Source organism: Sphingobium sp. FG58, from assembly GCF_057809055.1.
The window spans coordinates 99596-121816 of sequence record NZ_JBMDJF010000007.1; the positions used below are offsets into that span (position 1 = coordinate 99596).

At 63.4% G+C, this 22221-nt stretch carries 20 protein-coding genes and 1 tRNA gene; 14 read left to right on the top strand and 7 right to left on the bottom strand.

Features of this window, described 5'->3' with window-relative positions; genetic code table 11:
• Positions 1-142 precede the first annotated feature (142 nt).
• Complete coding sequence (locus tag ACODR8_RS10810) at positions 143-2965, top strand: TonB-dependent receptor (protein WP_489007239.1); 2823 nt, start codon at positions 143-145, stop codon at positions 2963-2965.
• A gap of 108 nt (positions 2966-3073) precedes the next feature.
• Complete coding sequence (locus ACODR8_RS10815; RefSeq protein ID WP_489007240.1) at positions 3074-5098, top strand: MGH1-like glycoside hydrolase domain-containing protein; 2025 nt, start codon at positions 3074-3076, stop codon at positions 5096-5098.
• 3 nt (positions 5099-5101) lie between these two features.
• On the opposite strand, the gene maiA is transcribed toward ACODR8_RS10815, so the two are convergent.
• The 5 genes from maiA to phhA are packed head-to-tail and all read right to left on the bottom strand — an operon-like array spanning position 5102 to position 10247.
• Positions 5102-5728: a maleylacetoacetate isomerase gene (maiA, locus tag ACODR8_RS10820; RefSeq protein ID WP_489007241.1), complete on the bottom strand. Its 627-nt coding sequence runs from the start codon at positions 5726-5728 to the stop codon at positions 5102-5104.
• Between the two features lie 9 nt (positions 5729-5737).
• A complete protein-coding gene (fahA, locus tag ACODR8_RS10825) occupies positions 5738-7039 on the bottom strand; it encodes a fumarylacetoacetase (RefSeq protein ID WP_489007341.1) in 1302 nt (433 codons plus the stop codon).
• On the bottom strand, positions 7039-8310 hold the full coding sequence (gene hmgA / locus ACODR8_RS10830) for a homogentisate 1,2-dioxygenase (protein ID WP_489007242.1): 1272 nt from the start codon (positions 8308-8310) through the stop codon (positions 7039-7041). The genes fahA and hmgA overlap by 1 nt, the downstream gene beginning before the upstream one ends.
• A 27-nt stretch (positions 8311-8337) precedes the next feature.
• Positions 8338-9378, bottom strand: coding sequence for a 4-hydroxyphenylpyruvate dioxygenase (gene hppD / locus ACODR8_RS10835; RefSeq protein WP_489007243.1), 1041 nt, complete (start codon positions 9376-9378; stop codon positions 8338-8340).
• A complete protein-coding gene (gene phhA, locus ACODR8_RS10840; protein ID WP_489007244.1) occupies positions 9375-10247 on the bottom strand; it encodes a phenylalanine 4-monooxygenase in 873 nt (290 codons plus the stop codon). Before phhA ends, hppD begins: the two co-directional genes overlap by 4 nt.
• Positions 10248-10341: 94 nt before the next feature.
• Here phhA and ACODR8_RS10845 point away from each other — a divergent pair, with 94 nt between their 5' ends.
• From ACODR8_RS10845 to ACODR8_RS10900, 12 genes are all read left to right on the top strand, one after another.
• The gene (locus ACODR8_RS10845; protein ID WP_489007245.1) at positions 10342-10818 is read left to right on the top strand and encodes an Lrp/AsnC family transcriptional regulator; all 477 of its coding nucleotides are present in this window, start codon (positions 10342-10344) and stop codon (positions 10816-10818) included.
• 134 nt (positions 10819-10952) lie between these two features.
• On the top strand, positions 10953-11741 hold the full coding sequence (lptB, locus tag ACODR8_RS10850; RefSeq protein WP_119746411.1) for an LPS export ABC transporter ATP-binding protein: 789 nt from the start codon (positions 10953-10955) through the stop codon (positions 11739-11741).
• A 45-nt stretch (positions 11742-11786) separates the two neighbouring features.
• Complete coding sequence (gene rpoN, locus ACODR8_RS10855) at positions 11787-13313, top strand: RNA polymerase factor sigma-54 (protein ID WP_489007342.1); 1527 nt, start codon at positions 11787-11789, stop codon at positions 13311-13313.
• A 276-nt stretch (positions 13314-13589) separates the two neighbouring features.
• The gene (locus tag ACODR8_RS10860) at positions 13590-14441 is read left to right on the top strand and encodes a D-amino-acid transaminase (protein WP_489007246.1); all 852 of its coding nucleotides are present in this window, start codon (positions 13590-13592) and stop codon (positions 14439-14441) included.
• Positions 14442-14673: 232 nt separating this feature from the next.
• The gene (locus ACODR8_RS10865; RefSeq protein ID WP_489007247.1) at positions 14674-15663 is read left to right on the top strand and encodes a MarR family transcriptional regulator; all 990 of its coding nucleotides are present in this window, start codon (positions 14674-14676) and stop codon (positions 15661-15663) included.
• 55 nt (positions 15664-15718) lie between these two features.
• Positions 15719-15794: transfer RNA gene (locus ACODR8_RS10870), tRNA-Val, on the top strand.
• Between the two features lie 111 nt (positions 15795-15905).
• A complete protein-coding gene (locus ACODR8_RS10875) occupies positions 15906-16073 on the top strand; it encodes a hypothetical protein (RefSeq protein WP_182914045.1) in 168 nt (55 codons plus the stop codon).
• Positions 16074-16123: 50 nt separating this feature from the next.
• Positions 16124-16351 carry a zinc-finger domain-containing protein gene (locus tag ACODR8_RS10880; RefSeq protein ID WP_217674156.1) on the top strand — a complete coding sequence of 76 codons (228 nt, stop codon included), beginning with the start codon at positions 16124-16126 and terminating at the stop codon, positions 16349-16351.
• 43 nt (positions 16352-16394) lie between these two features.
• Entirely contained in the window at positions 16395-17837 is a 1443-nt protein-coding gene (gene tldD, locus ACODR8_RS10885; RefSeq protein ID WP_489007248.1) for a metalloprotease TldD, read from the top strand.
• Between the two features lie 55 nt (positions 17838-17892).
• The gene (locus ACODR8_RS10890) at positions 17893-18468 is read left to right on the top strand and encodes a DUF924 family protein (RefSeq protein WP_489007343.1); all 576 of its coding nucleotides are present in this window, start codon (positions 17893-17895) and stop codon (positions 18466-18468) included.
• Positions 18469-18625: 157 nt separating this feature from the next.
• Positions 18626-18964 (top strand): P-II family nitrogen regulator, encoded by a 339-nt coding sequence (locus ACODR8_RS10895; protein ID WP_004209785.1) that lies wholly within the window; start codon positions 18626-18628, stop codon positions 18962-18964.
• Positions 18965-18977: 13 nt separating this feature from the next.
• Positions 18978-20396, top strand: a complete 1419-nt coding sequence (locus ACODR8_RS10900) for an ammonium transporter (RefSeq protein ID WP_119749502.1) — start codon at positions 18978-18980, stop codon at positions 20394-20396.
• A 119-nt stretch (positions 20397-20515) separates the two neighbouring features.
• Here the strand turns inward: ACODR8_RS10900 and ACODR8_RS10905 are convergent, their stop codons facing one another.
• Both ACODR8_RS10905 and ACODR8_RS10910 read right to left on the bottom strand, forming a co-directional pair.
• Positions 20516-21472, bottom strand: a complete 957-nt coding sequence (locus ACODR8_RS10905; protein ID WP_489007249.1) for a phytoene/squalene synthase family protein — start codon at positions 21470-21472, stop codon at positions 20516-20518.
• A 130-nt stretch (positions 21473-21602) separates the two neighbouring features.
• The gene (locus ACODR8_RS10910; RefSeq protein ID WP_489007250.1) at positions 21603-22184 is read right to left on the bottom strand and encodes an LOG family protein; all 582 of its coding nucleotides are present in this window, start codon (positions 22182-22184) and stop codon (positions 21603-21605) included.
• Positions 22185-22221 lie beyond the last annotated feature (37 nt).

A 22221-nucleotide genomic window follows, 5' to 3' on the forward strand; every position in this document is an offset into this window, starting at 1 on the left:
AGCCTGCGGCAATAATGTCACGGCCTCATCGCCTTTGTAGGCCGCATCCACAAAATTTCGCTTGCACTCCATTTGTCGGAGCAATAATTAGTCTGAGTAATTGAGGTATGGCGAATGGGCCAGCCGCAGGGGAGGATTTGAAATGGCACGTCGGCCGATCGCACTATGTTCCGCATCCATGTTCGCGCTGATGCTGGGCGCCACCGCACAGGCGCAGACCAGCCCCGCACCCCAGATCGCCGCAGAGGATGACGCCGCCGACATCGTCGTCACCGGCGTGCGCGCATCGATCGTCGGGGCGCTCAACGTTCGCAAAAATTCTATCCAGATCGTCGATTCGATCGTGTCGGAAGATGTCGGCAAACTGCCCGACAATAATGTCGTCGAAGCGCTCCAGCGCGTCACCGGCATCCAGGTCACCGACCGCGCCGGTGGCGAAACCGCCGGCATCACGATTCGTGGCCTGACCGATCCGCTGACCACGCTCAACGGCCGCAACATCTTCACCGCCGCCGGCACATCCTTCGCGCTGCAGGACATTTCGGCGAACCTGGTCAGCCGGATCGACGTCTATAAGACCCGCTCGGCCGATCAGCTGGAAACCGGTCTTGCCGGCCAGATCGACGTCCAGACCCGTCGCCCGCTCGACTTTGACGGCTTTACCATTTCGGGCCTGGCGCGCGGCGTCTATTCGGAACTGGCGGACAAATATAATCCCAATGTCGCCCTGCTCGTCAGCGACCGCTGGGAAACCGGCATCGGCGACATCGGCTTGCTGGTGAACGCCAGCTATACCAAGGCGCAGTTTCGCAACCAGAATCTCCAGGCGGGCGCCATGGTGCCCTTCGCCACCGAAACCCCGCCTGCAGGTTCGGGCCTGACCCCGTTGCAGCGCATCTTCCCCGGCGCCACCAACGAAAACTGGACGCCCGGTCTGGACGCCGGTCTGCCGACCGCGCCGGGATCGACCCTGAACATCAATGGCGTTGCCACGCCCTATTATCTGTCGCGTGACGCCGTCATCGCGTCCGACGTATACGGCAAGCGCGAACGGCCTTCCATCAACGCCGCCCTCCAGTGGGCGCCCAATGACAGCTCGGTCTATACTGCCGAAATTTTCTATACCGGCTTCCGGGGTGAAACCTTCAACAGCCTGCATTTCAGCTTTGCCGACTGGTGGGGCAATCTGCCCACGGACGTCGCCAACAGCTTCGAACTCTATGACGGCACGAATATCATCAAGTCGCGCCGGATGGGCGCAGTCGCGGGTTTCAACAGCGGCGACATGGCGACCAATCGCACCGACAGCTATGTCTATGCGCTAAACGCCAAATGGGATGTCGGCAGCAACGGCAAGATCGTCGCCGACATCGCCTATCAGGACAGCAAGAACGAAACCTCCTTCTTCGCCATCCGCACCGATCGCGGGCCGCTCGACCTCGATATCGACTTCAATGCAGGCGGCGGTCTGCCTGCCTATAGCTTCGGCAATCAGGAAGTTCTGACCGATGCCAGCAAATGGACAGTCGGCAACCTGTTCGACAGCGGCACGAAGAATGAAGGCAGCGCGCTGACCATGATGCTGGACGGCGAATATAAGTGGGACGAAGGTTTCCTGCGTCGCATCAAAGCGGGCTGGCGCTATGACAACCGCAAGGCCGACAGCTATGTCCGCGACCAAGGGGCCGGTGGCCTTGGCATCACGCTCGATGCCCTTGGCGAAGGTACGCCCTTCACTAACAGCGGCTTCTTCGACGGTCGCGCCAACATTCCGACCAGCTGGGTGCTGGCCGATCCGCGCAGCATGAACAAGGATGCCGTGCGTCAGCTGTACCGCGCCGTCGCGCCCGGCCTGCTGCTGTCGGACCAACTGAGCTTCGGCCGCGTGTTCAGCATCAATGAAAGCAATCTGGCCGCCTATATCCTGGCCGATGGCGAGCTGGAAATCTTCGGTCGTCCGCTTCAGCTTCAGGGCGGCGTGCGCTTCGTCGCGATCGATACCGAATATGACTATTTCGATCGCGGTAATGGTTTCGCGCAGACCACCGTATCGACGGGTTCGGAGAAATTCCTGCCGTCTTTCACTGCGCGCTACAACATCACCGACAATCTGCGCATCCGTTTCAACTATGGCGAAACGCTGCGCCGTCCGGCATTTGGCGATCTCAATCCCAATCTGGCGCTCGGCGGCGATCTGTCGCGTGTCGGCTTTGGCACGGGTTCGTCGGGCAACCCCAATTTGCGGGCGACCCATTCGAAGAATATGGACCTGGCGATCGAATGGTATTTCGAACGCAACAGCGCCATTTATGCGACCGCGTTCCAGCGCAAGATCAACGGCCTGGTCGTGCCGCTGACCGTGCGGGAGTTCATTCCGAACAATTATCTGCCGCGCAACGAAACCTACACCGAATTTTTCAACATCACCCGTCCGGCCAATGCGTCGAATGGCACGCTCAAGGGGCTGGAACTGGGTCTGACCTACTTCCCCTCCTACCTGCCCACCTTCATGGATGGCCTGGGCTTCACCGGCAGCGCCACGATCCTGGATTCGGAGCAGACGATTCCCGTGGTCAACAATGCGGGTGAAATCACCGGCACCGCCAAGTCGGCCTTCTTCGGCGTGTCGAAACTGTCCTACAATGCCACGCTCGCCTATGACAAAGGTCCGGTCGGCGCGCGCCTGTCCTATATCTGGCGCAAGGGTTTCCTGAACAACAACGAAGCCCGCGCCTTTGCCAACCCGATCGGCATGTGGCGCGCGCCGGAAAAGAGCCTGGACTTCCAGCTCACGCTGAACGTGAACGAGGATATTGGCATCACCTTCGACGCTGTAAACATCACCAAGGCGAAGCAGCAAAATTATTACAAGTTCGGCGATGTCGGCAATCCTACAGAGTTCAACTCCAGCACGTTGCTGATTGACCGCACCTTCGCCCTGGGTGTCCGTTTCAAGTTCGATTAAGCGCCCCGTGGGACGCGGCGTTTCCTCGCCGCTTTCCATGTCTGGCGGTCGTTCCGGGGCTTTCTCCAACCCCGGAACGACCGCCATATTTATTTTGCGGAGGATGCGATGCGCGCGATGACGATGCTGTTGCTGGCCGGGGCTGCGGTGATCGGCATCGGGGCCGCACCCTCCCCGCCGGTGATGGACACAGCCGCCATCGCCACCCGGCACTTTGGCAATGACGCGCCCTGGTATCGCGATCGCATCCCCTATTTCGAGTCCGCCGACCCGAAGCTCGACGCGGTCTATTATTATCGCTGGCAACTTTATCGCGCGCATCAGCGTGATCTGGGCGCGGACGGCTATATCTCGACCGAGTTTCTCGACGATGTCGACTGGCAGCGCCATCCCTATGCCAGCCTGAACGACGCCACCGGCTTTCATCTGGGCGAGGGGCGCTGGCTCAATGACCGTCGCTTTGCCGATGATTATATCAACTTCATGTACGCCAGCGGCGGCAATGACCGGCATTTTACCGATCATATGGCCGACGCGGTCTGGGGCCGCTATCTGGTCGATGGCGACCGAGCCGGGGCGGTGCGGCACCTGTCCGTCATGAACCATATCTACCGGCTGTGGGACGACAAGTTCGACTTCGACAAGGGGCTGTATTTCGTCGAACCGCTGCTGGACGCGACCGAATATACGGTTTCCTCAATCGATGCGTCGGGCGGCAAGGATGGATTCCGGGGCGGCGACGCCTTCCGCCCCTCGATCAACAGCTATATGGTCGCCAATGCCCGCGCGATCGCAAAGATGGCGACGCTGACCGGCGACACTGCCATGGCCGCCGCCTACACCGCCCGCGCCGACGCCCTGCAACAGCGGATGCTGGCCGACCTGTGGAGCGACGGGCTCAGCCTTTTCATCGACCGGCACCAGTCGCGCAAGAATGAATTTGTCAGCTACTGGCAGCCGATCCGCAACCGCGAGCTGGTCGGCTATCTGCCCTGGATGTTCGACGTTGTGCCTGACGAGGCGAAATATGCCGCCGCCTGGGCGCATCTGATCGACCCGGCGTCGCTGGCGGGCAAGGCCGGGATGCGCACGGTCGAGGCCGGTTACGAATATTATATGCGGCAATATCGCTATCTGGGCAAAGACCCCGAATGTCAGTGGAACGGCCCCATCTGGCCCTATCAGACGACGCAGGTTCTGCACGCCATGGCCAATCTCCTCGACCATCGCACCCACACAGGTCCGGTCACGCGCAGCACCTATATGCGGCTGCTGCGCCAATATGCCGCGCTTCATTATCAGGGGGACAAGCTCGATCTGGAGGAGGATTATCACCCCGAAACCGGCCAGCCGATCGTCGGGCTGGACCGCAGCCACCATTATTTCCATTCCGGCTTCAACGACCTGATCCTGACCGGGCTGGTCGGCATCCGCCCGCGCGCCGACGATGTGCTGGAGGTCAATCCGCTGCTGCCCGACGCATCGGACCCACAGGCGCTTGACTGGTTCCGGGTGCAGGGCGTCCCCTATCATGGCCATAGGATCGCAGTGACATGGGACGCCGATGGTAGCCATTATCGGCGCGGCAAGGGGCTGGCGATCGAAGTGGATGGTCGGCAAGTCGTCCGGCGCGACACGTTGGGCCGTATCGAAATTCCCCTGCCCCGTGCCGCCGTCCCCGCCATCGTTCGCCCGATCAACCGCGCAGTGCAACTCGTCCGCAGTCAGTTTCCGATGGGGTCGGCGTCCAGCAACAGCGACGCCGAAAATGTCCATGATGCGATTGACGGGCGGACATGGTTCTTCCCCGAACTGGCCAATGGCTGGTCGTCCGCCCCTGCCCCGGCGCAGCAATATTATGCCATCGACCTTGGCCAGCCCACCGACCTCAGCCACGCCGAACTGGCCTTCTTCGCCGATGGCCAGCGTTTCGCGGTGCCGCGCGCCTTCCGGCTTCAGGCGTGGATGGACGATCGCTGGCAGGACATCGCCACGCCCAAGGGCAGCCCGATCGCCAATGGCGTCACCCCGCTGCGCTGGCCCGCAATCCGCACGAGCAAGGTCCGCCTGCTCCTGACCCAAGCGCCCGGCAAGGCGACCCGGCTGGTCGAATTCAAACTATTTGCCAACTGACGCCTATTCCGCGTCGGGCTGGTTTTCCGGCGCGGCGCGGGCGAAGGCGGGGAGCGCGCGGCAGGCCGCTTCGATCGCAGGGATGCGGCCATAGTCGAAGCGCGCGCCGAAGCGGCGGGCGTTGACCAGTTGCGGCACGAGGCAGATGTCGGCCAGCGTCACCTGATCGCCGAAGCAATAGGGACCGCTCCGCCCTGCGATCAGCGCCGCGCAAGCGGCCAGCCCATCCTCGATCGTCTCGCGCGCCCAGCCCGTCACCTGCGCCTCGTCCAGCCCCAGCGCACGCAATCGCTGCAATATCTTCAGATTCTGCACCGGATGAATGTCGCACGCGATGGCGAGGGCAAAGGCGCGCACCTGCGCCCGTGTGACCGGATCGGCGGGCAACAGTGGCGGTTCGGGATAGGCTTCATTGAGATAGTCGCAAATGGCAATGCTCTGGGTCAGCACCGCGCCATCCACCTCCAGCGCGGGGACCAGCCCCTGCGGATTGAGCGCCAGATAGTCCGGCGCGCGCTGTTCCTTTCGCAGCAAATGGTGGAAGGCGTCGGCATAAGCGAGGCCTTTGAGGTTCAGTGCAATCCGCACGCGGTAGGAAGCGGTGGAGCGATAATAGCCGTGCAGGATCATGCTGTCCTCCTATCCCCGCGCCGGTAATATCTGCGCCCGGCACTCGCCAAAGCCTATGGACACGAAGCCATCCGCCCGCGCGACCGCGCGCAACATGACTTCATCGCCATCAGCCAGAAAGGCGCGCGTCTCGCCGGTCGGCAGGGTCAGCGGTTCCTTGCCCCCCGCCGACAGTTCCATCAGGCTACCGAAGCCCTCCCGCAGCGGCGCGGAAATGGTGCCGGTGCCGAGCAGATCGCCCGGCTTCAGATTGCATCCATTGGAGGCATGGTGGGTCACGATCTGCTGCACCGTCCAATACATGTTGCTGGCCGGACCATGGCTGAGCCGCATCGGCGCCATGCCCTCCGCGCGCATCGTCGCGCTGGTCAGATAGACCGCCAGCGTCAGCCCCAGCGCGCCATGCGCCTGATCGTCGGCATCGGCGAGATAGGGCAAGGGTTCAGGATCGCCATCGGGTCGCGCAGGCTGGGCGATGCGGAACGGGGCCATGGCTTCGGCGGTGACGACCCAGGGCGAGATGGTAGAATGGAAATTCTTGGCCAGGAACGGCCCAAGCGGCTGATATTCCCATGCCTGAAAATCGCGCGCCGACCAGTCGTTGAGCAGGCAGAAGCCCGCAATATGGTCAGCCGCGTCGTGAATCGCTATCGGGCTGCCCAGATCATTGCCCGGACCGACCCACACACCCAACTCCAGCTCATAATCGAGCCGCGCGGTGGGACCATAGACGGGCGCGTCGGCATCGGGTGCCTTGCGCTGGCCGCAGGGTCGCACCAGCGCTTCACCCGACGGGCGGATCGAGGAGGCGCGGCCATGATAGCCGATCGGCACATATTTATAGTTGGGCAGCAGCGGATTGTCCGGGCGGAACTGGCGGCCGATATTGTTGGCGTGATGGATGCCGACATAGAAGTCGCTATAATCGCCGATCTGCGCGGGCAGATGCAGCGTGCAATCGCGCGCGACATGGAGATGTGGGGTGGCCGTCGCCCGCATCGCCGGGTCGGACAGCAAGGCGCTGATCGCCCGGCGCAGGCTGCGGCGCGTGTCGCCCGGCAGCGCCATCAGTGGGTTGAGCGTCGGATGAAGCAGCGTGTCGCCCCCCTCTCCGATCAATCCTTCTCCAGCGCAGGCCGCGAGATCGAGGATCATGTCGCCGATCGCGACCCCGATCCGCGGCTCAGCGCCGTTTGGCGAAAAGACGCCATAGGGCAGGTTCTGGATCGGAAAATCGCCATGGCCCTGCGCGCTGGCGACCCAGCTAGTGTGCGCCGGATCATGCGTCTCATCAGTGGTCCACCAGCGCATCATGGCAGGCGCGCCTTGGGGAAGCCCTGCCAGCAGGCGTCATAATCAGCCTGCAACAAGGCTGTTTCCATTGCCCAGCGGGTCGGGCGGAACGGCATACGGCTCTCGATCATGAACGCCATCGTTTCTTCTATCCTGTGGGGCGACAGGGCAGCTTCCACCGCCTTGCGCCAGCTATCGACGTCCGGGCCATGGCCCGACATGCTGTTGTGCAGACTGCCGCCGCCCGGTGCGAAACCGTCCGCCTTGGCATCATATTGGCCGTGGATCAGGCCCATATATTCGCTCATCACATTGCGGTGGAACCAGGGCGGGCGGAACGTATCCTCCGCCACCATCCAGCGCGGCGGGAAGATCACGAAATCGACATTGGCGGTGCCCGGCGTGTCGCTGGGGCTGGTCAGCACGGTGAAGATGGACGGATCGGGATGGTCATAACTGACCGTGCCGATCGTGTTGAAGCGGGTCAGGTCATAGCGGCAGGGCGTCAGATTGCCGTGCCAGGCGACGACATCAAACGGGCTGTGATCCTGTTCGATTGACCAGAGCGTGCCGCCATATTTCTGCACGATCTGGGTGGAGCGATCGACATCTTCATAGGCGGCAACCGGTGCCTCGAAATCGCGGGCGTTGGCCAGGCCATTGGAGCCGATCGGTCCCAATTCAGGCAGCCTGAACAGCGCGCCATGATTTTCGCAGACATAGCCGCGTGCTGCGCCGTCGGGCAGCTCCACCCGAAAGCGCACGCCACGCGGGATCAGCGCAACCTGCAAGGGTGCGACGTCCAGCACACCCATTTCGGTAACGATGCGCAGGCGCCCCTGTTGCGGCAGGATCAGCATTTCGCCATCGGCGCTGAAAAAGGCACGATCGACCATCGACGCGCTGGCGGCATAAAGATGCACAGCACAGCCCGTCCCTGCGACGATATCGCCATTGGACGCGACGGTGATCAGGCCATCGACGAAATCCACCCCTGCCCCGGCGGCTGGCAGCGGATTCCAGCGTAGCCGGTTGGGCGTATCGACCTGCCCCGATGCGATCAGCGTTTCGCGCGCATAGGGCCGGAAGGGCGGATGCCCGGCACTTGGCCGCATCCGGTAGAGCCAGCTGCGCCGATTGTCGTGACGCGGCGCGGTGAAGGCGGTGCCGGACAATTGCTCGGCATAGAGGCCGAACGGCACGCGCTGCGGCGAATTGCGCCCGACCGGCAACGCCCCGGCCACCGCCTCGCTTGCATGATGATTGCCCCAGCCGGGGAGATAATGCATGTCGATCCTCTCCTCGCGTCTCTTATGTCAGGCGTCGACGCTCACCACCCCGCGCCGTATCTGGTCCAGTTCGATACTCTCGAACAGGGCCTGGAAATTGCCGTTGCCAAAGCCTTCATTGCCCTTGCGCTGGATGATCTCGAAAAAGATCGGCCCGAACATCGGCTCGGTAAAAATTTGCAGCAACAGCCCTTCGCTTTCCACATCGCCGTCGATCAGGATGCGGTTCGCGCGCAGCCGTTCCAGATCCTCGCCATGGCCCGGCACGCGCTTGTCGACCAGTTCATAATAGGTCTCAATCGTGTCCTGCAACCGCACGCCGCGCGCGCGCAGCTTTTCGACCGTCGCGTAAATATCGTCAGTGGTCAGCGCCAGATGCTGGATGCCTTCGCCATGATAGTCGCGGATGAACTCCTCGATCTGGCTGTTGTCATCCTTGCTTTCGTTGAGCGGGATGCGGATCGCCTTGTCCGGGGCGATCATCGCCTGGCTGGTCAGGCCCGTCGCCTTGCCCTCGATATCAAAGAATTTCTGTTCCTCGAACCCGAACAGGGTGCGGTAAAATTCGCTCCACACCCGCATCTGCCCGCGCCGGACATTGTGGGTCAGATGGTCGAGCAGGTCGAGGCCGACATTGTTGCGCGCCTCCGCCTCATGCCAGCCGGGGAACTCCGCCCAATTGGCATAGGGGTCGCCCTGGTCCGGCATGAAATAGAGGTACGCGCCGCCAATGCCCATGATGACGGTGTCATCCTCCTCGGTCGGCTGCGCGCCATTGGCCAGCGCCCATTGCAGCGCGCCCTGCGGATTGGCGACGCGGAAGGCCATGGCGCTGGCCGAGGGGCCATGCACGCCGCGAAACGCCGCGACCCGGCCCGCATCGTCGCGGTTGAGCATCAGGTTGATCCGCCCCTGCTTGTAGCGGGTGATATTCTTGGTCGGGTGCCGGTGGGTCGCGGTAAAGCCCAGCGCCTCGAACTGCGCCGCCATCGCTTGCGGCTCTGGCGAGGTGAACTCGACAAATTCAAAGCCGTTAAGGCCCAGGGGATTGTCGGCGCTGGCAGTCATATCGGTTCCTCTTGCATCTTCTTATGGGCATAGGCCTGCGTCCCGCGGGTAAAGACGCGGTCGCCGGGCAGGATGGTGTCGGTGTCGAGATCGCTCTGCTGGTCCAGCCCGGCGTAGAGCGGCGCGAAATCGGTCTCGACCGTCTGGCGCAGCAGCTGGTCGAAACTGTCGATGACGAAATAGCTCTGCTGGAAATCGTCAATCTTGTAGCGGGTCCGCATCAGCCGCTGGAGATCGAAGCCCAGCCGGTTGGGCGAGGGATCTTCCAGCGCGAAATGCGATTCAGCGTTGGACGACACGATCCCCGCGCCATAGAGGCGCAGGCCTTCATCCGTCGCGATCAGCCCGAACTCGACCGTGTACCAGTAGAGCCGCGCCAGCTTCTCGATCGCGCCCAGCCCGTCGGCGCGCAGCCCGCCCTGGCCATAGGCCTGCATATAATCGGCAAACACCGGATTGGCGAGCAGGGGGACATGACCGAATATGTCGTGAAACACGTCCGGCTCCTCCAGATAATCTTCCTGTTCCGGCGTGCGGATGAAGCGACCGGCTGGGAAGCGGCGATTGGCGAGATGATCGAAAAACACCCGGTCGGGCACCAGCCCCGGCACCGCCACCACCTGCCACCCGGTGGCCTGCATCAGCCGATCCGACAGCGCGTCGAAGCGCGGGATGCCCGGCTCGTCCATCCGCAATATGTCCAGCCCGGCGATAAATTCCGGCACCACCCGCCCCGGCAGCATATGCGCCTGCCGGTCGAACAAGCGGTCCCACATCGCATGATCGGCCGCGCTGTAGCGGTCCCAGTCCTGCGGGACGGTCCAGTCCTCCGCGGCGTGCGCGGGACGATCGGGCGGGGTTTCGGCCATGGCGACAGCATCGCAAATCGGGCGCGAAATTGCTTTTCAAAATGGCCGGTTATTCGACTATAGCTGCAACCAAACTTCACGAAATGGCGATTATATGACGAAATTTGTCGAACTCGACGCCCTCGATCGCCGCATCGTTACAGAGTTGCAGCGCAACGCCGCGCTCAGCAACGCTGACCTCGCCGAACGGGTGGGCAGCACCGGCCCGTCCTGCTGGCGCAGGGTGAAGGCGCTGGAGGAGGCAGGTGTGCTGCGCGGCGCGGTGCGGCTGGCCGATCCGCAATTGCTGGGGCAGGATGTCACCATCTTCTGCCATGTGCGGATGAAGGATTTTTCCGGCGACTCGATCGCCGCGTTCGAGATGTTCGTGCGCGATCATGATCAGGTGATGGAATGCTATTCCATGTCGGGCGAATGGGATTATCTGATGCGCGTCGTCGCCTCCAACGTCGCGGATTATGAGCATTTCCTGATGCGCACGCTGCTCAAACATCCTTCGGTCGCGGGCGCATCGTCGCAATTTGCGCTGTCGGTCACCAAATATCAGACCGCGCTTCCCGTGCGCGGCTAGGCGCGTTGAAGCCCCCGCCCGGCATTTTCCCCCTTGCCCCGGCGGCATTCCCATGCACAAAGAATGCCAACTGCCCCTTGGGCGGGTCGATTTTTACCGGCGGTCAACTCCTTGGCTGCAAATATGGACGAGCCATGCACGACGTCACCACCCAGGACCGGCCCGCCGCCGACCACCGCCCGCTGGCCCCGCAGGAGTTGGGCGACGGCCTGTCGGTCATCTCGATCGCCAAAAGCTATGACAAGCGCGTCGTTCTGTCCGACGTGTCGCTGACCGTGGGCAAGGGCGAAGTGGTCGGCCTGCTCGGCCCCAATGGCGCGGGCAAGACGACCTGCTTCTATTCGGTCATGGGGCTGGTCCGGCCTGATCGCGGCCGCATCATATTGGACGGGCAGGATATTACCGGCCTGCCCATGTATCGCCGCGCCATATTGGGCCTGGGCTATCTGCCGCAGGAAACGTCGATCTTTCGCGGCCTGACTGTGGCGCAGAATATCAGCGCCGTTCTGGAACTGGCCGAGCCGGACCGCGCCGCGCGCGACGCCCGGCTGGAACAGTTGCTCGACGAATTTGGCCTCACTCGCCTGCGCGATTCGGCTGCCATGGCGCTGTCGGGCGGCGAACGGCGCCGCTGCGAAATCGCCCGCGCGCTGGCCGCCAACCCCTCGATCGTGCTGCTGGACGAACCGTTCGCGGGCATCGACCCGCTCTCCATCGCCGACATTCGCGATCTGGTGAAGGATCTCAAAAATCGCGGCATCGGCGTCCTCATCACCGACCATAATGTGCGCGAAACGCTCGAAATCGTCGACCGCGCCTGCATCATCTATGGCGGCCAGATGCTGTTTGCGGGCAGCCCGACCGAACTGGTCGCCAATGCCGACGTTCGCCGCCTCTATCTGGGCGAGAATTTCTCGCTCTGACATGATGGTGGCGCGCGCTCACTGTCCTGAATGGACCTTATTCTAATGGCGCTCGGTCCACGCCTCGACATCCGGCAGAGCCAGTCGCTGGTGATGACGCCGCAGCTCCAGCAGGCGATCAAGCTGCTGGCGCTCTCCAATCTGGAGATAGAGGCGTTCGTCGCGGGTGAGCTGGAGAAGAACCCGCTGCTCGACAGCGGCAGCGCGCCTGACGATATGCCCGCCTCCGACGGCATTGACCGCGATGTCGATCGCCCGACCCTTTCGGCGGAAACCGGGTCCAGCGACGATCTGATCGGTCAGGGGCTGGGCGGCAGCGATTCCCCGCTCGATGTCGATTATGGCGCGGAAACCTTCATCGACGATGGCCCCGGCGATCGCATGGCCAGCGCCCATGGCACGGGTAGCGGTTCTGGCAGCGGCATGGACGCGCTGACGGGCGGCAGCGGCGAGGCGCTCGATTTCGACAGTTTCGCCAATCCCGAACCCAGCCTTCAGGAACATCTGATGGACCAGGCCCGCGCCGCTTTGTCGGGCATGGACCTGATCGTCGCTGGCCAGCTGATCGGCCAGATCGACCCGGCGGGCTATCTGGAGGCCAATCTGCTCGAAACCGCCCATGCGCTCGGCCTGCCGCTCTGCGATGTCGAACGGGTGCTGGGCGTCATCCACACATTCGACCCCACTGGCGTCGGCGCGCGATCGCTGTCCGAATGTCTTGCCCTGCAAGCCAAGGAGGCCGACCGCCACGACCCCTGCATGGCCCGGCTACTCGCCAATCTCGATCTGCTGGCGCGCGGCGCGCTGCCGCAGCTGCGCCGCATCTGCGGCGTGGATGAGGAGGATATGGCCGACATGATCCGCGAGCTGCGCGGCTATGATCCAAAGCCTGGCCTGCGCTTTTCCAGCGACCGCGCCGCGCCGGTCACCCCCGACCTGTTCGTGCGGCCCACCGCCGACGGCTGGGCGATCGAGATCAACAGCGCCACCCTGCCCCGCGTCCTCATCAACCGCAGCTACTATGTCGAACTGGCGTCGGGCAAGCAGGACAAGAGCGCCAAGGCCTGGCTCGCCGACTGCCTCGCCAGCGCCAACTGGCTAGTGAAGGCGCTCGACCAGCGGCAGAAAACTATCATCAAGGTCGCCAGCGAAGTCGTCCGCCAGCAGGAGGATTTCTTCCGCAAGGGCGTCGCGCATTTGAAGCCGCTGACCCTGCGCACCGTCGCCGACGCCATCGCCATGCACGAATCGACCGTCAGCCGGGTGACGTCTAACAAATATCTCTCCTGCCCACGCGGCCAGTTCGAACTCAAATATTTCTTCACCAGCGGCGTGTCCAACGCAGAAGGCGACGGCGCGGTGTCCGCCGAAGCGGTCAAAAGCCACATCAAGACGCTGATCATGGCCGAAGAACCCCATGCCATCCTGTCCGACGACACCCTCGTCGACCTGCTCCGCGCCAAGGGCATGGACATCGCAAGGCGCACAGTGGCGAAATATCGCGAGGCGATGGGGATCGGGTCATCGGTGCAGCGACGGCGGCAGAAGGCGTTACAGGGGAAGGCGGCTTAGGCGAGAAGGCAAAAGCGGAGCATCGACCCTGTCCTACAGACCCTCACCCCTGCTATACCCGCCGCGGCTCCTTCCCATCGTCCACCCCTCCCCAACCCGCACCAGCGGACGACCGACTTTGCGCATATTCTTCATGCGCGATATGGGCGAAGTTCGCGAAGTTCCGCGCCCGCCATCGGCGCCGCGCCAAGGAAATATGCGACGCCAAGCCGCTTGACCCTGCCCGCCCGACCGGCAAAAGCATGGATATCCACCGCTCAGGGACCGTCCCGCTTCATGTCGATCGCCTATCTCAATGGTGCCTTTCTGCCGCTCGATCAGGCGCGGATCTCGCCGCTGGATCGCGGTTTCCTGTTTGCCGACGGCATTTATGAAGTCGCTGCGGTGATCGATGGCGGCTTGGTCGACAGCGCCAGCCATCTCGCCCGGCTGCAACGCTCTGCCGATGCGCTTGGCATCCGCCTGCCGCTCAGCCTTGCCGAGATTGAGGCCGTGCAGAAGCAGCTCGTCACCCTTAATGCGCTCCATGAAGGGCTGGTCTATCTCCAGCTCACCCGTGGCGCGGAAGCGGCACGCGACTTTCTGTCATCGCCCGATACCGCGCCGACCCTGTTCCTGTTTGTGCAGGACAAGCCCTTCCTCAACGTCCCCGCCGTCACCACCGGCATCGCGGTTGCCACGATGCCAGACCTGCGCTGGAAACGGCGCGACATCAAAAGCACTGGCCTGCTGGCCCAGGCGATGGCCAAGCAGGCCGCGCGCGACGCAGGCGCGCAGGAGGCATGGCTGGTCGAGGACGGCTTCGTCACCGAAGGCGCTTCCTCCACCGCCTTCATCGTCACCGACGAAGGCATCATCACCCGCCCTTATTCGCAGGCGGTGCTGGCGGGCTGCACCGGCGACGCGCTAGCCGCGCTAGCCGCCGAAAGCGGGCTGGCCGTGATCCGCCGCCCCTTTACCGTCGCGGAAGCGCTGTCCGCGAAAGAGGCGTTCATCACCAGCGCATCGACCCTGTGCCAGTCGGTCGTCACCATCGACGGCCAAACCATTGGCAGCGGCACTCCCGGCCCTGTCGCGATGCGACTGCGCGCGCTCTACATCGCCTTTGCCCGCGCCACGATGGTGTGACAATTGAGTCCATTTCGGAGCGAATGTCAGCCTTTCCTAAAGTGATAGGAAATTTCCTTCATCCTCCCGCCAGATCGGCTGCAAACTGGACGGAAAGGGCCACCCGACATCCCATTTTCACGGCGGGATGAAGCCATTGCTCCAGACCTTATCCGAAATGGCGAATATGCGGGGCTGAATCGATCCGTTCTTGCTTTATTCTTTAGAACGAAGCTAGAACAGGATTCGGACCATGATGGAAGATTTTTCCTACGCCTCGCCGCTGACGAGCCATAGCGCACCGCTGACGCCGCGCGATGATCGCGCCAGCCTGCTTGTGATCGCCGACCAGATGGACGCCTCCGCTCTGGAGCCGGTCGCTGCGGCGGCAAGCTTCCGCCTCCTGGGGTTGACGGCGCTGGCCGATGCGCCGGTGCGGCTCGATCTTCAGGCGCAGTGTGACACGGTGCTGGTCTTTTGCCCCGTCATGACCCCGTTGCTGGTGCAACTGGAAACCCAGGCGATCCAGGCTGGCATGGCGGTCATCCTGGTCGCTGGATGGGATACGGTGGAACTCGCCTTCGCCTGCCTGCGCAGCCCGCATACGCAATTGCTGTGCGATCCCGACCGGGTCGAACTGGCCGCCGCGCTGGTCGCCGCCGGGGATCGTCGGCCAGCTTCGGGCCAGGTGCATGAAATCGACCGCGAAAGCGCCCGCCTCCAGCAATTGAGCGAGGAAGTCGGTCGCCTTGCCCGCACCCTTGACGCGCTGACGGAGCGGACGCGGGTGGCCACCCCCAGCTTTGATCTGGGCCAGCGTATTTCCGATCGACCCAGCGACTATATCGGGATGCCCGCGCTCGCCCCGATCGGCGGCGAAGCGACGCGCACCGACGCGTCAGCCATCAGCGCCACACAGGTTCGTGACCTGCTGCGCGCCCGCCGCATCCGCGCCGATTTCCTGCCCGGCGACCTGTTTGCCGATCCCGCCTGGGACATGCTGCTCGATCTGCTGGCGGCCAAGCTGGAACATGAGCGCGTCTCCGTTTCCAGCCTGTGCATCGCCGCCGCCGTGCCGCCCACCACCGCCCTGCGCTGGATCCGCACCCTGACCGACAAGGGGCTGGTCGAGCGGCAGGCCGATCCGCATGACGGCCGCCGCATCTTCATCGCACTGGCCAACGAGGCCGCCGAAGCGCTGACCCGCTGGTTCGGGGCCAGCCGCCGCCTGCTCACCACCTGACTCCCGGCTTGACGCCCCGGCATTTTTCCCTAGATAGACGCTTCTCCGCAGGAGCGGGCGATTAGCTCAGTTGGTAGAGCGTCTCGTTTACACCGAGAATGTCGGCGGTTCGAGCCCGTCATCGCCCACCAGTTTTGCGGGACAAAGCCCCGCAAAACTTTCGCGCATCAGCGGCAGCAGATAATCAAACCGCCTGCGTATCGTTCATCCTGTGGCAAGCATAGCTGCGGCACCATCCTACCATGCCATTTGCAGCCCTTATTGGCGGCACCATCGCGCCTGCCCTGCTGATGCTGTCGCCCTTTGCGGTGATGGCGGCGAGCGATTGTGCCGACTGGAAGCCTGCGGCCAAAGCGGTGCAGGGTGGCAAGGATATGCCCTGCAAAAGGCCGCGCCTGCCGCTGATGTAGCCGCCTGTCCCATATTGCAGCGCAGCGCCGCCGCTGCTAGGTCCGCGATCATGATCCAGCCGCCCGAAATCATCCGAGTCTCCAAGTCCCGCGTCTCATGCGACGGTTCGGGCGATATCCCCGCCGCGCTCGGCCACCCGCGCGTGTTTCTGGAAATTGACGAGCATGGCTATGTCGATTGCGGCTATTGCGACCGCCGCTTCGTGCTGGCGGGTGGCGCTGCCGATACCGGCGACGTCGGCAACCTGCCCGACATCGCTTCGGGCGCCAGCCTCTAACTTTTCCTTTGGGCCTGGATGATGTCGCCCCTATATCGGGGGCATGACCGATCTGACCGCCCAATTTACCGATGCCCGTGGCCTGCTCTATCGCCCCGGCTTGCTTGATCCCGATGGCGCGCGCCGCCTGACCGCCGATGCGCTCAAAAGCTGCGACGATGGCGAACTCTATCTGCAATATCGCGCCAGCGAGAGTTTCGGCTTTGATGACGGACGGTTGAAAACCGCCGATTATTCGACCGATGCCGGGTTCGGCCTGCGCGGCGTGTCGGGCGAAATGACCGGCTTTGCCCATGCCAACGACATTAGCGAAGCGGCCATACGCAAGGCGGCGCAGACGCTGACCCTGCTTGATCCGGCCACCGCCCCGCCCGCGCCGCCGCCCCAGCGCACCAACCGCCACCTTTATACCGACGCCAATCCGCTGGAGATCGTCCCCTTTGTCGAGAAGGTGACGCTGTGCGCCGCGATCGACGCCGCCGCACGCGCCCGCGACCCGCGCGTCGCGCAGGTGTCCGTCAGCCTGGCCGGCAGCTGGTCGGTGGTTGAGATCGTCCGCGCCGACGGATTTACCGCCACCGACATCCGCCCGCTGGTGCGTCTCAATGTCTCGCTGATTCTGGAAGAAGATGGACGCCGCGAAACCGGCAGCTTCGGCATTGGCGGGCGCTATCTCTACGATCAGGTGATGGAACCGGCGGTCTGGAACCGCGCGATCGACGAAGCGCTGGCGCAGGCGCAGGTCAACCTTCGCTCGGTCGCGGCACCGGCCGGTGAAATGACCGTGCTGCTTGGCCCCGGCTGGCCCGGCGTGCTGGTGCATGAAGCCATCGGCCATGGGCTGGAGGGCGATTTCAACCGCAAGGGGACCAGCGCCTTTTCCGGTCGCATCGGCCAGCGCGTCGCTGCACCAGGCGTAACGGTGGTCGATGATGGTGCGATTGCCAGCCGTCGCGGATCGCTCTCCATCGACGATGAAGGCACACCGACGCGCGAGAATATCCTGATCGAGGATGGCATCCTTAAAGGCTATATGCAGGACCGGCTGAACGCCCGGCTGATGGGGGTCGAGCCGACCGGCAATGGTCGCCGCGAAAGCTATGCCCATGGCCCGATGCCGCGTATGACCAACACCTTCATCAAGGGCGGCAATGACGACCCGGAAGAATTGCTGTCGCGTATGAAGTCAGGCATTTTCGCCAAAAGCTTTGGCGGCGGGCAGGTCGACATTGTGTCGGGCAAGTTCGTCTTTTCCTGCACGGAGGCTTACCGGGTCGAGAATGGCAAGCTGGGCGATCCGATCAAGGGCGCGACCCTGATCGGCGACGGTCCGACGGCGCTGACCAAGGTGGTTGGCATCGGCAATGACTGGGCGCTGGACGAAGGCATCGGCATGTGCGGCAAGGGCGGGCAAAGCGTGCCTGCGGGCGTCGGCCAGCCGACCCTGTTGATGGAGGGACTGACCGTCGGCGGCACGGCGACCTGACGCTTTGCCGCTACGGATCGCGGAACCGGGCGGGAAGGTCATGGGTATAGCCTCTATGAACATGCTGACCGACAGCCATGACGCCGTCACCGCCGACTGGGCGGCGGCGCTGCTCGACTTCTGGTTCAATCAGGTCGGCGAGGCAGGCTGGTACAGTCATGATCCAGCGCTGGATTACCAATGTCAGGCACGATTCCAGCCTTTGTGGAGCGAAAAGAAAGCGCTCCCTGCCGACGCTTTCCTCAACCGCGCTGACGATGCGCTGGCTGCTGTGATCCTGTTCGACCAGTTGCCGCGCAACATGTTCCGGGGCACGGCGCAGGCCTTCGCCACTGACGCGCTGGCGCGGGACGTGGCGCGCGGTGCGATCGCCCAAGGCTATGACATCCAGATCGGCGGCGCAGGGCGGCTCTTCTTCTACATGCCGTTCCAGCATAGCGAGGCGCTTGAGGATCAGGAGCTATCTCTGACTTTGTTTGAAGGGGCCGGCGACCCCCGTTCCCTCGACTTTGCCCGGCAGCATCATGCAACCATCGCCCGCTTTGGCCGCTTCCCGCATCGCAATGCCGCGCTGGGGCGGGAGACGCTGCCCGAAGAAGCCGTTGCCGTTGCGGAAGGCGCGCAATGGTAGGCTGATGCTGCCTATTTTTTGAGCATCGAAACGACGCTGCCCATTTTTTTGGCGCTGCCTTTCATGTCATCGTGCCGCAAGCCCGCGTTAACCCGCGTTTAACAAATTGGCACGCCTCTTGCTGAGTGGTCCCCGCACACCAGTAACAGGGGGCGACATGAAACTTGTCATGGCTATCATCAAGCCGTTCAAGCTTGACGATGTCCGCGAGGCACTCTCCTCGCTCGGCATCGCAGGTATGACGGTCAGCGAAGTTAAGGGCTTTGGCCGCCAGAAGGGGCAGACCGAAATCTATCGCGGCGCCGAATATTCCACCAACATGGTCCCGAAGATCAAGATCGAGGTCGTCTGCGACGACGACCTTGCGCCGCGTGTCGTGGAAGCGACCCAGGCGGCCGCCAATTCGGGCGCCATCGGCGATGGCAAGATCTTCGTCCTCGATGTCGGTCAGGCCGTGCGTATCCGCACCGGCGAGACCGGCGAAACCGCGCTGTAAGAAGGGGGAAATAATGACCTTTTCCAAGAAACTTTGCGGGGTAGCGGGGGCGCTTGGCCTGACCCTGCTCGCCGCGTCGCCGGCATTTGCCGGCCCGATCAAGGCGCCTGACGCCGCTGCCATGGCCGGCATGGTCAACAAGGGCGACGTTGCCTGGATGCTGATCTCCGCCGCTCTGGTATTGATGATGTCGATCCCCGGCCTCGCCCTCTTTTACGGCGGCCTGGTCCGCAGCAAGAATATGCTGTCGGTCCTGATGCAGGTTTTCATGATCGTGTCGGTCGCGGGCCTGGTCTGGGTCTGCTGGGGCTACAGCCTCGCCTTCACCAGCAACAATCCGTTCATCGGCAACTTCTCCAAGGCGTTCCTGATGGGCGTCGATGCCACCACTTATGCAGCGACGTTCAGCAACAACGTCTATCTGCCTGAACTGGTGTTCGTCGTGTTCCAGATGACCTTCGCCATGATCACCCCGGCTCTCATCGTCGGCGCTTTTGCCGAACGCGTGAAGTTTTCGGCACTGATCGTGTTCGTGGTCGCCTGGCTGACCGTGATCTATTTCCCGATCGCGCACATGGTCTGGTATTGGGCTGGCCCCGACTTCCTGGCTGATGCACCGACCGACACCGGCTTCCTGTGGGGCATGGGCGCGCTTGATTTCGCGGGCGGCACCGTCGTCCATATCAATGCGGGCATCGCTGGCCTGGTTGGCTGCCTCATGATCGGCAAGCGCGTTGGCTTCCCCAAGGAACCCATGCCGCCGCACTCGCTCGTCATGACCATGATCGGCGCAAGCCTGCTTTGGGTCGGCTGGTTCGGTTTCAACGCCGGCTCCAACCTGGAAGCCAATGCCGTCACCGGTGTCGCCTTCATCAACACCATGGTCGCCACCTGCGCAGCTGCCGTCAGCTGGGCGCTGGTCGAACAGTTCCACCATGGCAAGCCTTCGCTGCTGGGTGCCGTCACCGGCGCTGTCGCCGGCCTCGTCGCCATCACCCCGGCGGCTGGTCTGGGCGCGCCTATGACCTCGGTCGTCCTGGGCTTCGTCGTCTCGCCGATCTGCTACATCTTCGTGGCCTTCGTGAAGGGCAAGCTGGGCTATGACGACAGCCTGGACGTGTTCGGCGTCCACTGCGTTGGCGGTATCGTTGGCGCCATCGCCACCGGCATCGTCGCTTCTCCGGCGCTGGGCGGTCAGGGTTATTTCGACTACACCGTCTTTCCGGCGGGTTTCGATGCCTCGGCCTACAGCATCTCCGGTCAGGTCATTACCCAGATCAAGGCGGTCCTGTTGACCCTCGTATGGTCCGGCGTGGGTAGCGCGATCCTCTTCTTCGTCATCGACAAGACCATCGGTCTGCGTCCGAGCGCCGAAGATGAACAGCAGGGTCTGGATCTCTCCAGCCACGGCGAACGCGCCTATAATATGTAAGACTTGGCAGGGCGGGCCGCCCGAAAGGGACAAGGCCCGCCCGCCCCACTATGTTCCTCCTGCGAACATGCCTTGGGCCGATGCGAAAGCATCGGCCCTTTTTTTGTCGGAAACGGGCGTCAGGCGGTGGGGCGGGTCCACAGGTCAGCTGGGCGCGGCGTGGTCGCGGGCCAGCGGCGGGCACGGCCGATCACCTGCCAGCCGGATCGCATGACCCACAGCAGCTTGTCGGACTTGGGCGTGACGACGCGATGGTCCCACGCCTGTTCGCCCCTTCTGGCGACTTCACGCGCAATGTCGCCATAGATGCCCGCTGCGGCCAGCACGGCCCAGGCTGCGCGCAGCGGAAGTGCGCCGGTGCCGTGGCGCGCGCTTTGTTCGTAGGTGGCGGCCATATCGGCCATCCGCTTGCCCAACTGGGCGAGACGCGGGCGCGCCCATGGCTTCATATGTTCGCCGGGCGGGATATCCATTTCCACCAGCCATTCCTGCGGCAGATAGCAGCGGTCGGCGGCTTCATCCTCGCTGATATCGCGGGCGATATTGGCGAGCTGGAACGCCAGCCCCAGATCGCAGGCGCGGTCCAGCGTTGCCTCATCGGCCGCATCGACCCCCATCAGCACCGCCATCATGCAGCCGACTACACCTGCGACATGATAGCAATAAAGTAGCATGTCGTCCTGGCTGCGCGGTCGCCAGTCGCGCGCGTCGAGCGCGAAGCCTTCGATCAGGTCATGGGCATAGCGGGCGGGGATCGCACATTCGCGCATCACCACGCCAAAGCCGTCAAAGGCCGGATCGCCGGTTGCTTCTCCCCGGAGCGCCATGTCGGTCAGCACGCGGATGGTGGAGAGTCGCTCCTGCCCATCAGTCACCCCGGTGAGCGTGCCGCCATGGTCCTGCCCGTCGGCGATGTCGTCGCATTTGCGGCACCAGGCATAGAGCAGCCAGGCGCGTTCGCGGGTCACCCAGTCGAATAGGGTGGAAGCCATGGCGAAGGATTTGGAACCGCGCGCGATGCTTGCCTGCGCATGGGCGACGAGGGCGGGGCGGTCGAGAAGTTGCACGTCAGTCATCCAATGGACATGCCCGTCTGATGGCTGGCCTGCAACCCACGCCGGTGGACAGCACAGCGTGCTCCCGCGCAGGCGGGAGCCCAGTCGAAACGGCGGAACTGAACTCCCGCCTGCGCGGGAGCACGTCATCCTACAAACGATCCGCCTTCATCGCGAAGATCGTTTCGTGCGGTTGATAGGCGACCATGGCATCGAGCAGGGCGTCGATGCCGTCGGCGTGGAGCAGGATGCCCGCATGTTGGGCGCGGATGAAGCCTGCCTGCACCATCTGGCGGTTGAAGCCGATCAGCTGGTCATAGAAGCCGCCGACATTGAGCAGGCCGACCGGCTTTTGGTGGTAGCCCAGTTGCGACCAGCTGATCGCTTCCCACAGTTCGTCCATCGTGCCCACGCCGCCGGGCAGGGTGACGAAGCCGTCCGACAGGTCGGTGAACAGCTGTTTGCGCTGGTGCATGGTCTGAACGACGTGCAGCTGCGTGCAGCCGCGATGGGCGACTTCGGCGCCGACCAAGGCTTCGGGGATCACGCCGATCACCTCCCCGCCCGCTTCCAGCGCGGCATCCGCCACCGCCCCCATCAGGCCAAGGCGACCGCCGCCATAGACGACGCCGATGCCGCGCGCAGCAAGGGTGCGGCCGACATGGCGGGCGGCTTCGATAAAGGTGGGATCGGCGGGGGTCGCCGATCCGCAATAGACTGCCAATCTTTTCATACTCTTCCCATATTCACATATGGCATATCTGATACTA

Excerpts from the sequence above, each read along its gene's own strand:
- maiA (WP_489007241.1), bottom strand. The coding sequence starts at position 5,728 with ATGATCCTGCACGGCTATTATCGCTCCACCGCTTCCTACCGCGTGCGG.
- ACODR8_RS10890 (WP_489007343.1), top strand. The coding sequence starts at position 17,893 with ATGAACATGCTGACCGACAGCCATGACGCCGTCACCGCCGACTGGGCG.
- ACODR8_RS10810 (WP_489007239.1), top strand. The coding sequence starts at position 143 with ATGGCACGTCGGCCGATCGCACTATGTTCCGCATCCATGTTCGCGCTG.
- hmgA (WP_489007242.1), bottom strand. The coding sequence starts at position 8,310 with ATGCATTATCTCCCCGGCTGGGGCAATCATCATGCAAGCGAGGCGGTG.
- fahA (WP_489007341.1), bottom strand. The coding sequence starts at position 7,039 with ATGCGCTGGTGGACCACTGATGAGACGCATGATCCGGCGCACACTAGC.
- ACODR8_RS10880 (WP_217674156.1), top strand. The coding sequence starts at position 16,124 with ATGATCCAGCCGCCCGAAATCATCCGAGTCTCCAAGTCCCGCGTCTCA.
- ACODR8_RS10860 (WP_489007246.1), top strand. The coding sequence starts at position 13,590 with ATGTCGATCGCCTATCTCAATGGTGCCTTTCTGCCGCTCGATCAGGCG.
- rpoN (WP_489007342.1), top strand. The coding sequence starts at position 11,787 with ATGGCGCTCGGTCCACGCCTCGACATCCGGCAGAGCCAGTCGCTGGTG.
- ACODR8_RS10905 (WP_489007249.1), bottom strand. The coding sequence starts at position 21,472 with ATGACTGACGTGCAACTTCTCGACCGCCCCGCCCTCGTCGCCCATGCG.
- ACODR8_RS10900 (WP_119749502.1), top strand. The coding sequence starts at position 18,978 with ATGACCTTTTCCAAGAAACTTTGCGGGGTAGCGGGGGCGCTTGGCCTG.
- ACODR8_RS10865 (WP_489007247.1), top strand. The coding sequence starts at position 14,674 with ATGATGGAAGATTTTTCCTACGCCTCGCCGCTGACGAGCCATAGCGCA.
- lptB (WP_119746411.1), top strand. The coding sequence starts at position 10,953 with ATGCACGACGTCACCACCCAGGACCGGCCCGCCGCCGACCACCGCCCG.
- ACODR8_RS10845 (WP_489007245.1), top strand. The coding sequence starts at position 10,342 with ATGACGAAATTTGTCGAACTCGACGCCCTCGATCGCCGCATCGTTACA.
- ACODR8_RS10910 (WP_489007250.1), bottom strand. The coding sequence starts at position 22,184 with ATGAAAAGATTGGCAGTCTATTGCGGATCGGCGACCCCCGCCGATCCC.
- ACODR8_RS10875 (WP_182914045.1), top strand. The coding sequence starts at position 15,906 with ATGCCATTTGCAGCCCTTATTGGCGGCACCATCGCGCCTGCCCTGCTG.
- phhA (WP_489007244.1), bottom strand. The coding sequence starts at position 10,247 with ATGGCCGAAACCCCGCCCGATCGTCCCGCGCACGCCGCGGAGGACTGG.
- tldD (WP_489007248.1), top strand. The coding sequence starts at position 16,395 with ATGACCGATCTGACCGCCCAATTTACCGATGCCCGTGGCCTGCTCTAT.
- hppD (WP_489007243.1), bottom strand. The coding sequence starts at position 9,378 with ATGACTGCCAGCGCCGACAATCCCCTGGGCCTTAACGGCTTTGAATTT.
- ACODR8_RS10895 (WP_004209785.1), top strand. The coding sequence starts at position 18,626 with ATGAAACTTGTCATGGCTATCATCAAGCCGTTCAAGCTTGACGATGTC.
- ACODR8_RS10815 (WP_489007240.1), top strand. The coding sequence starts at position 3,074 with ATGCGCGCGATGACGATGCTGTTGCTGGCCGGGGCTGCGGTGATCGGC.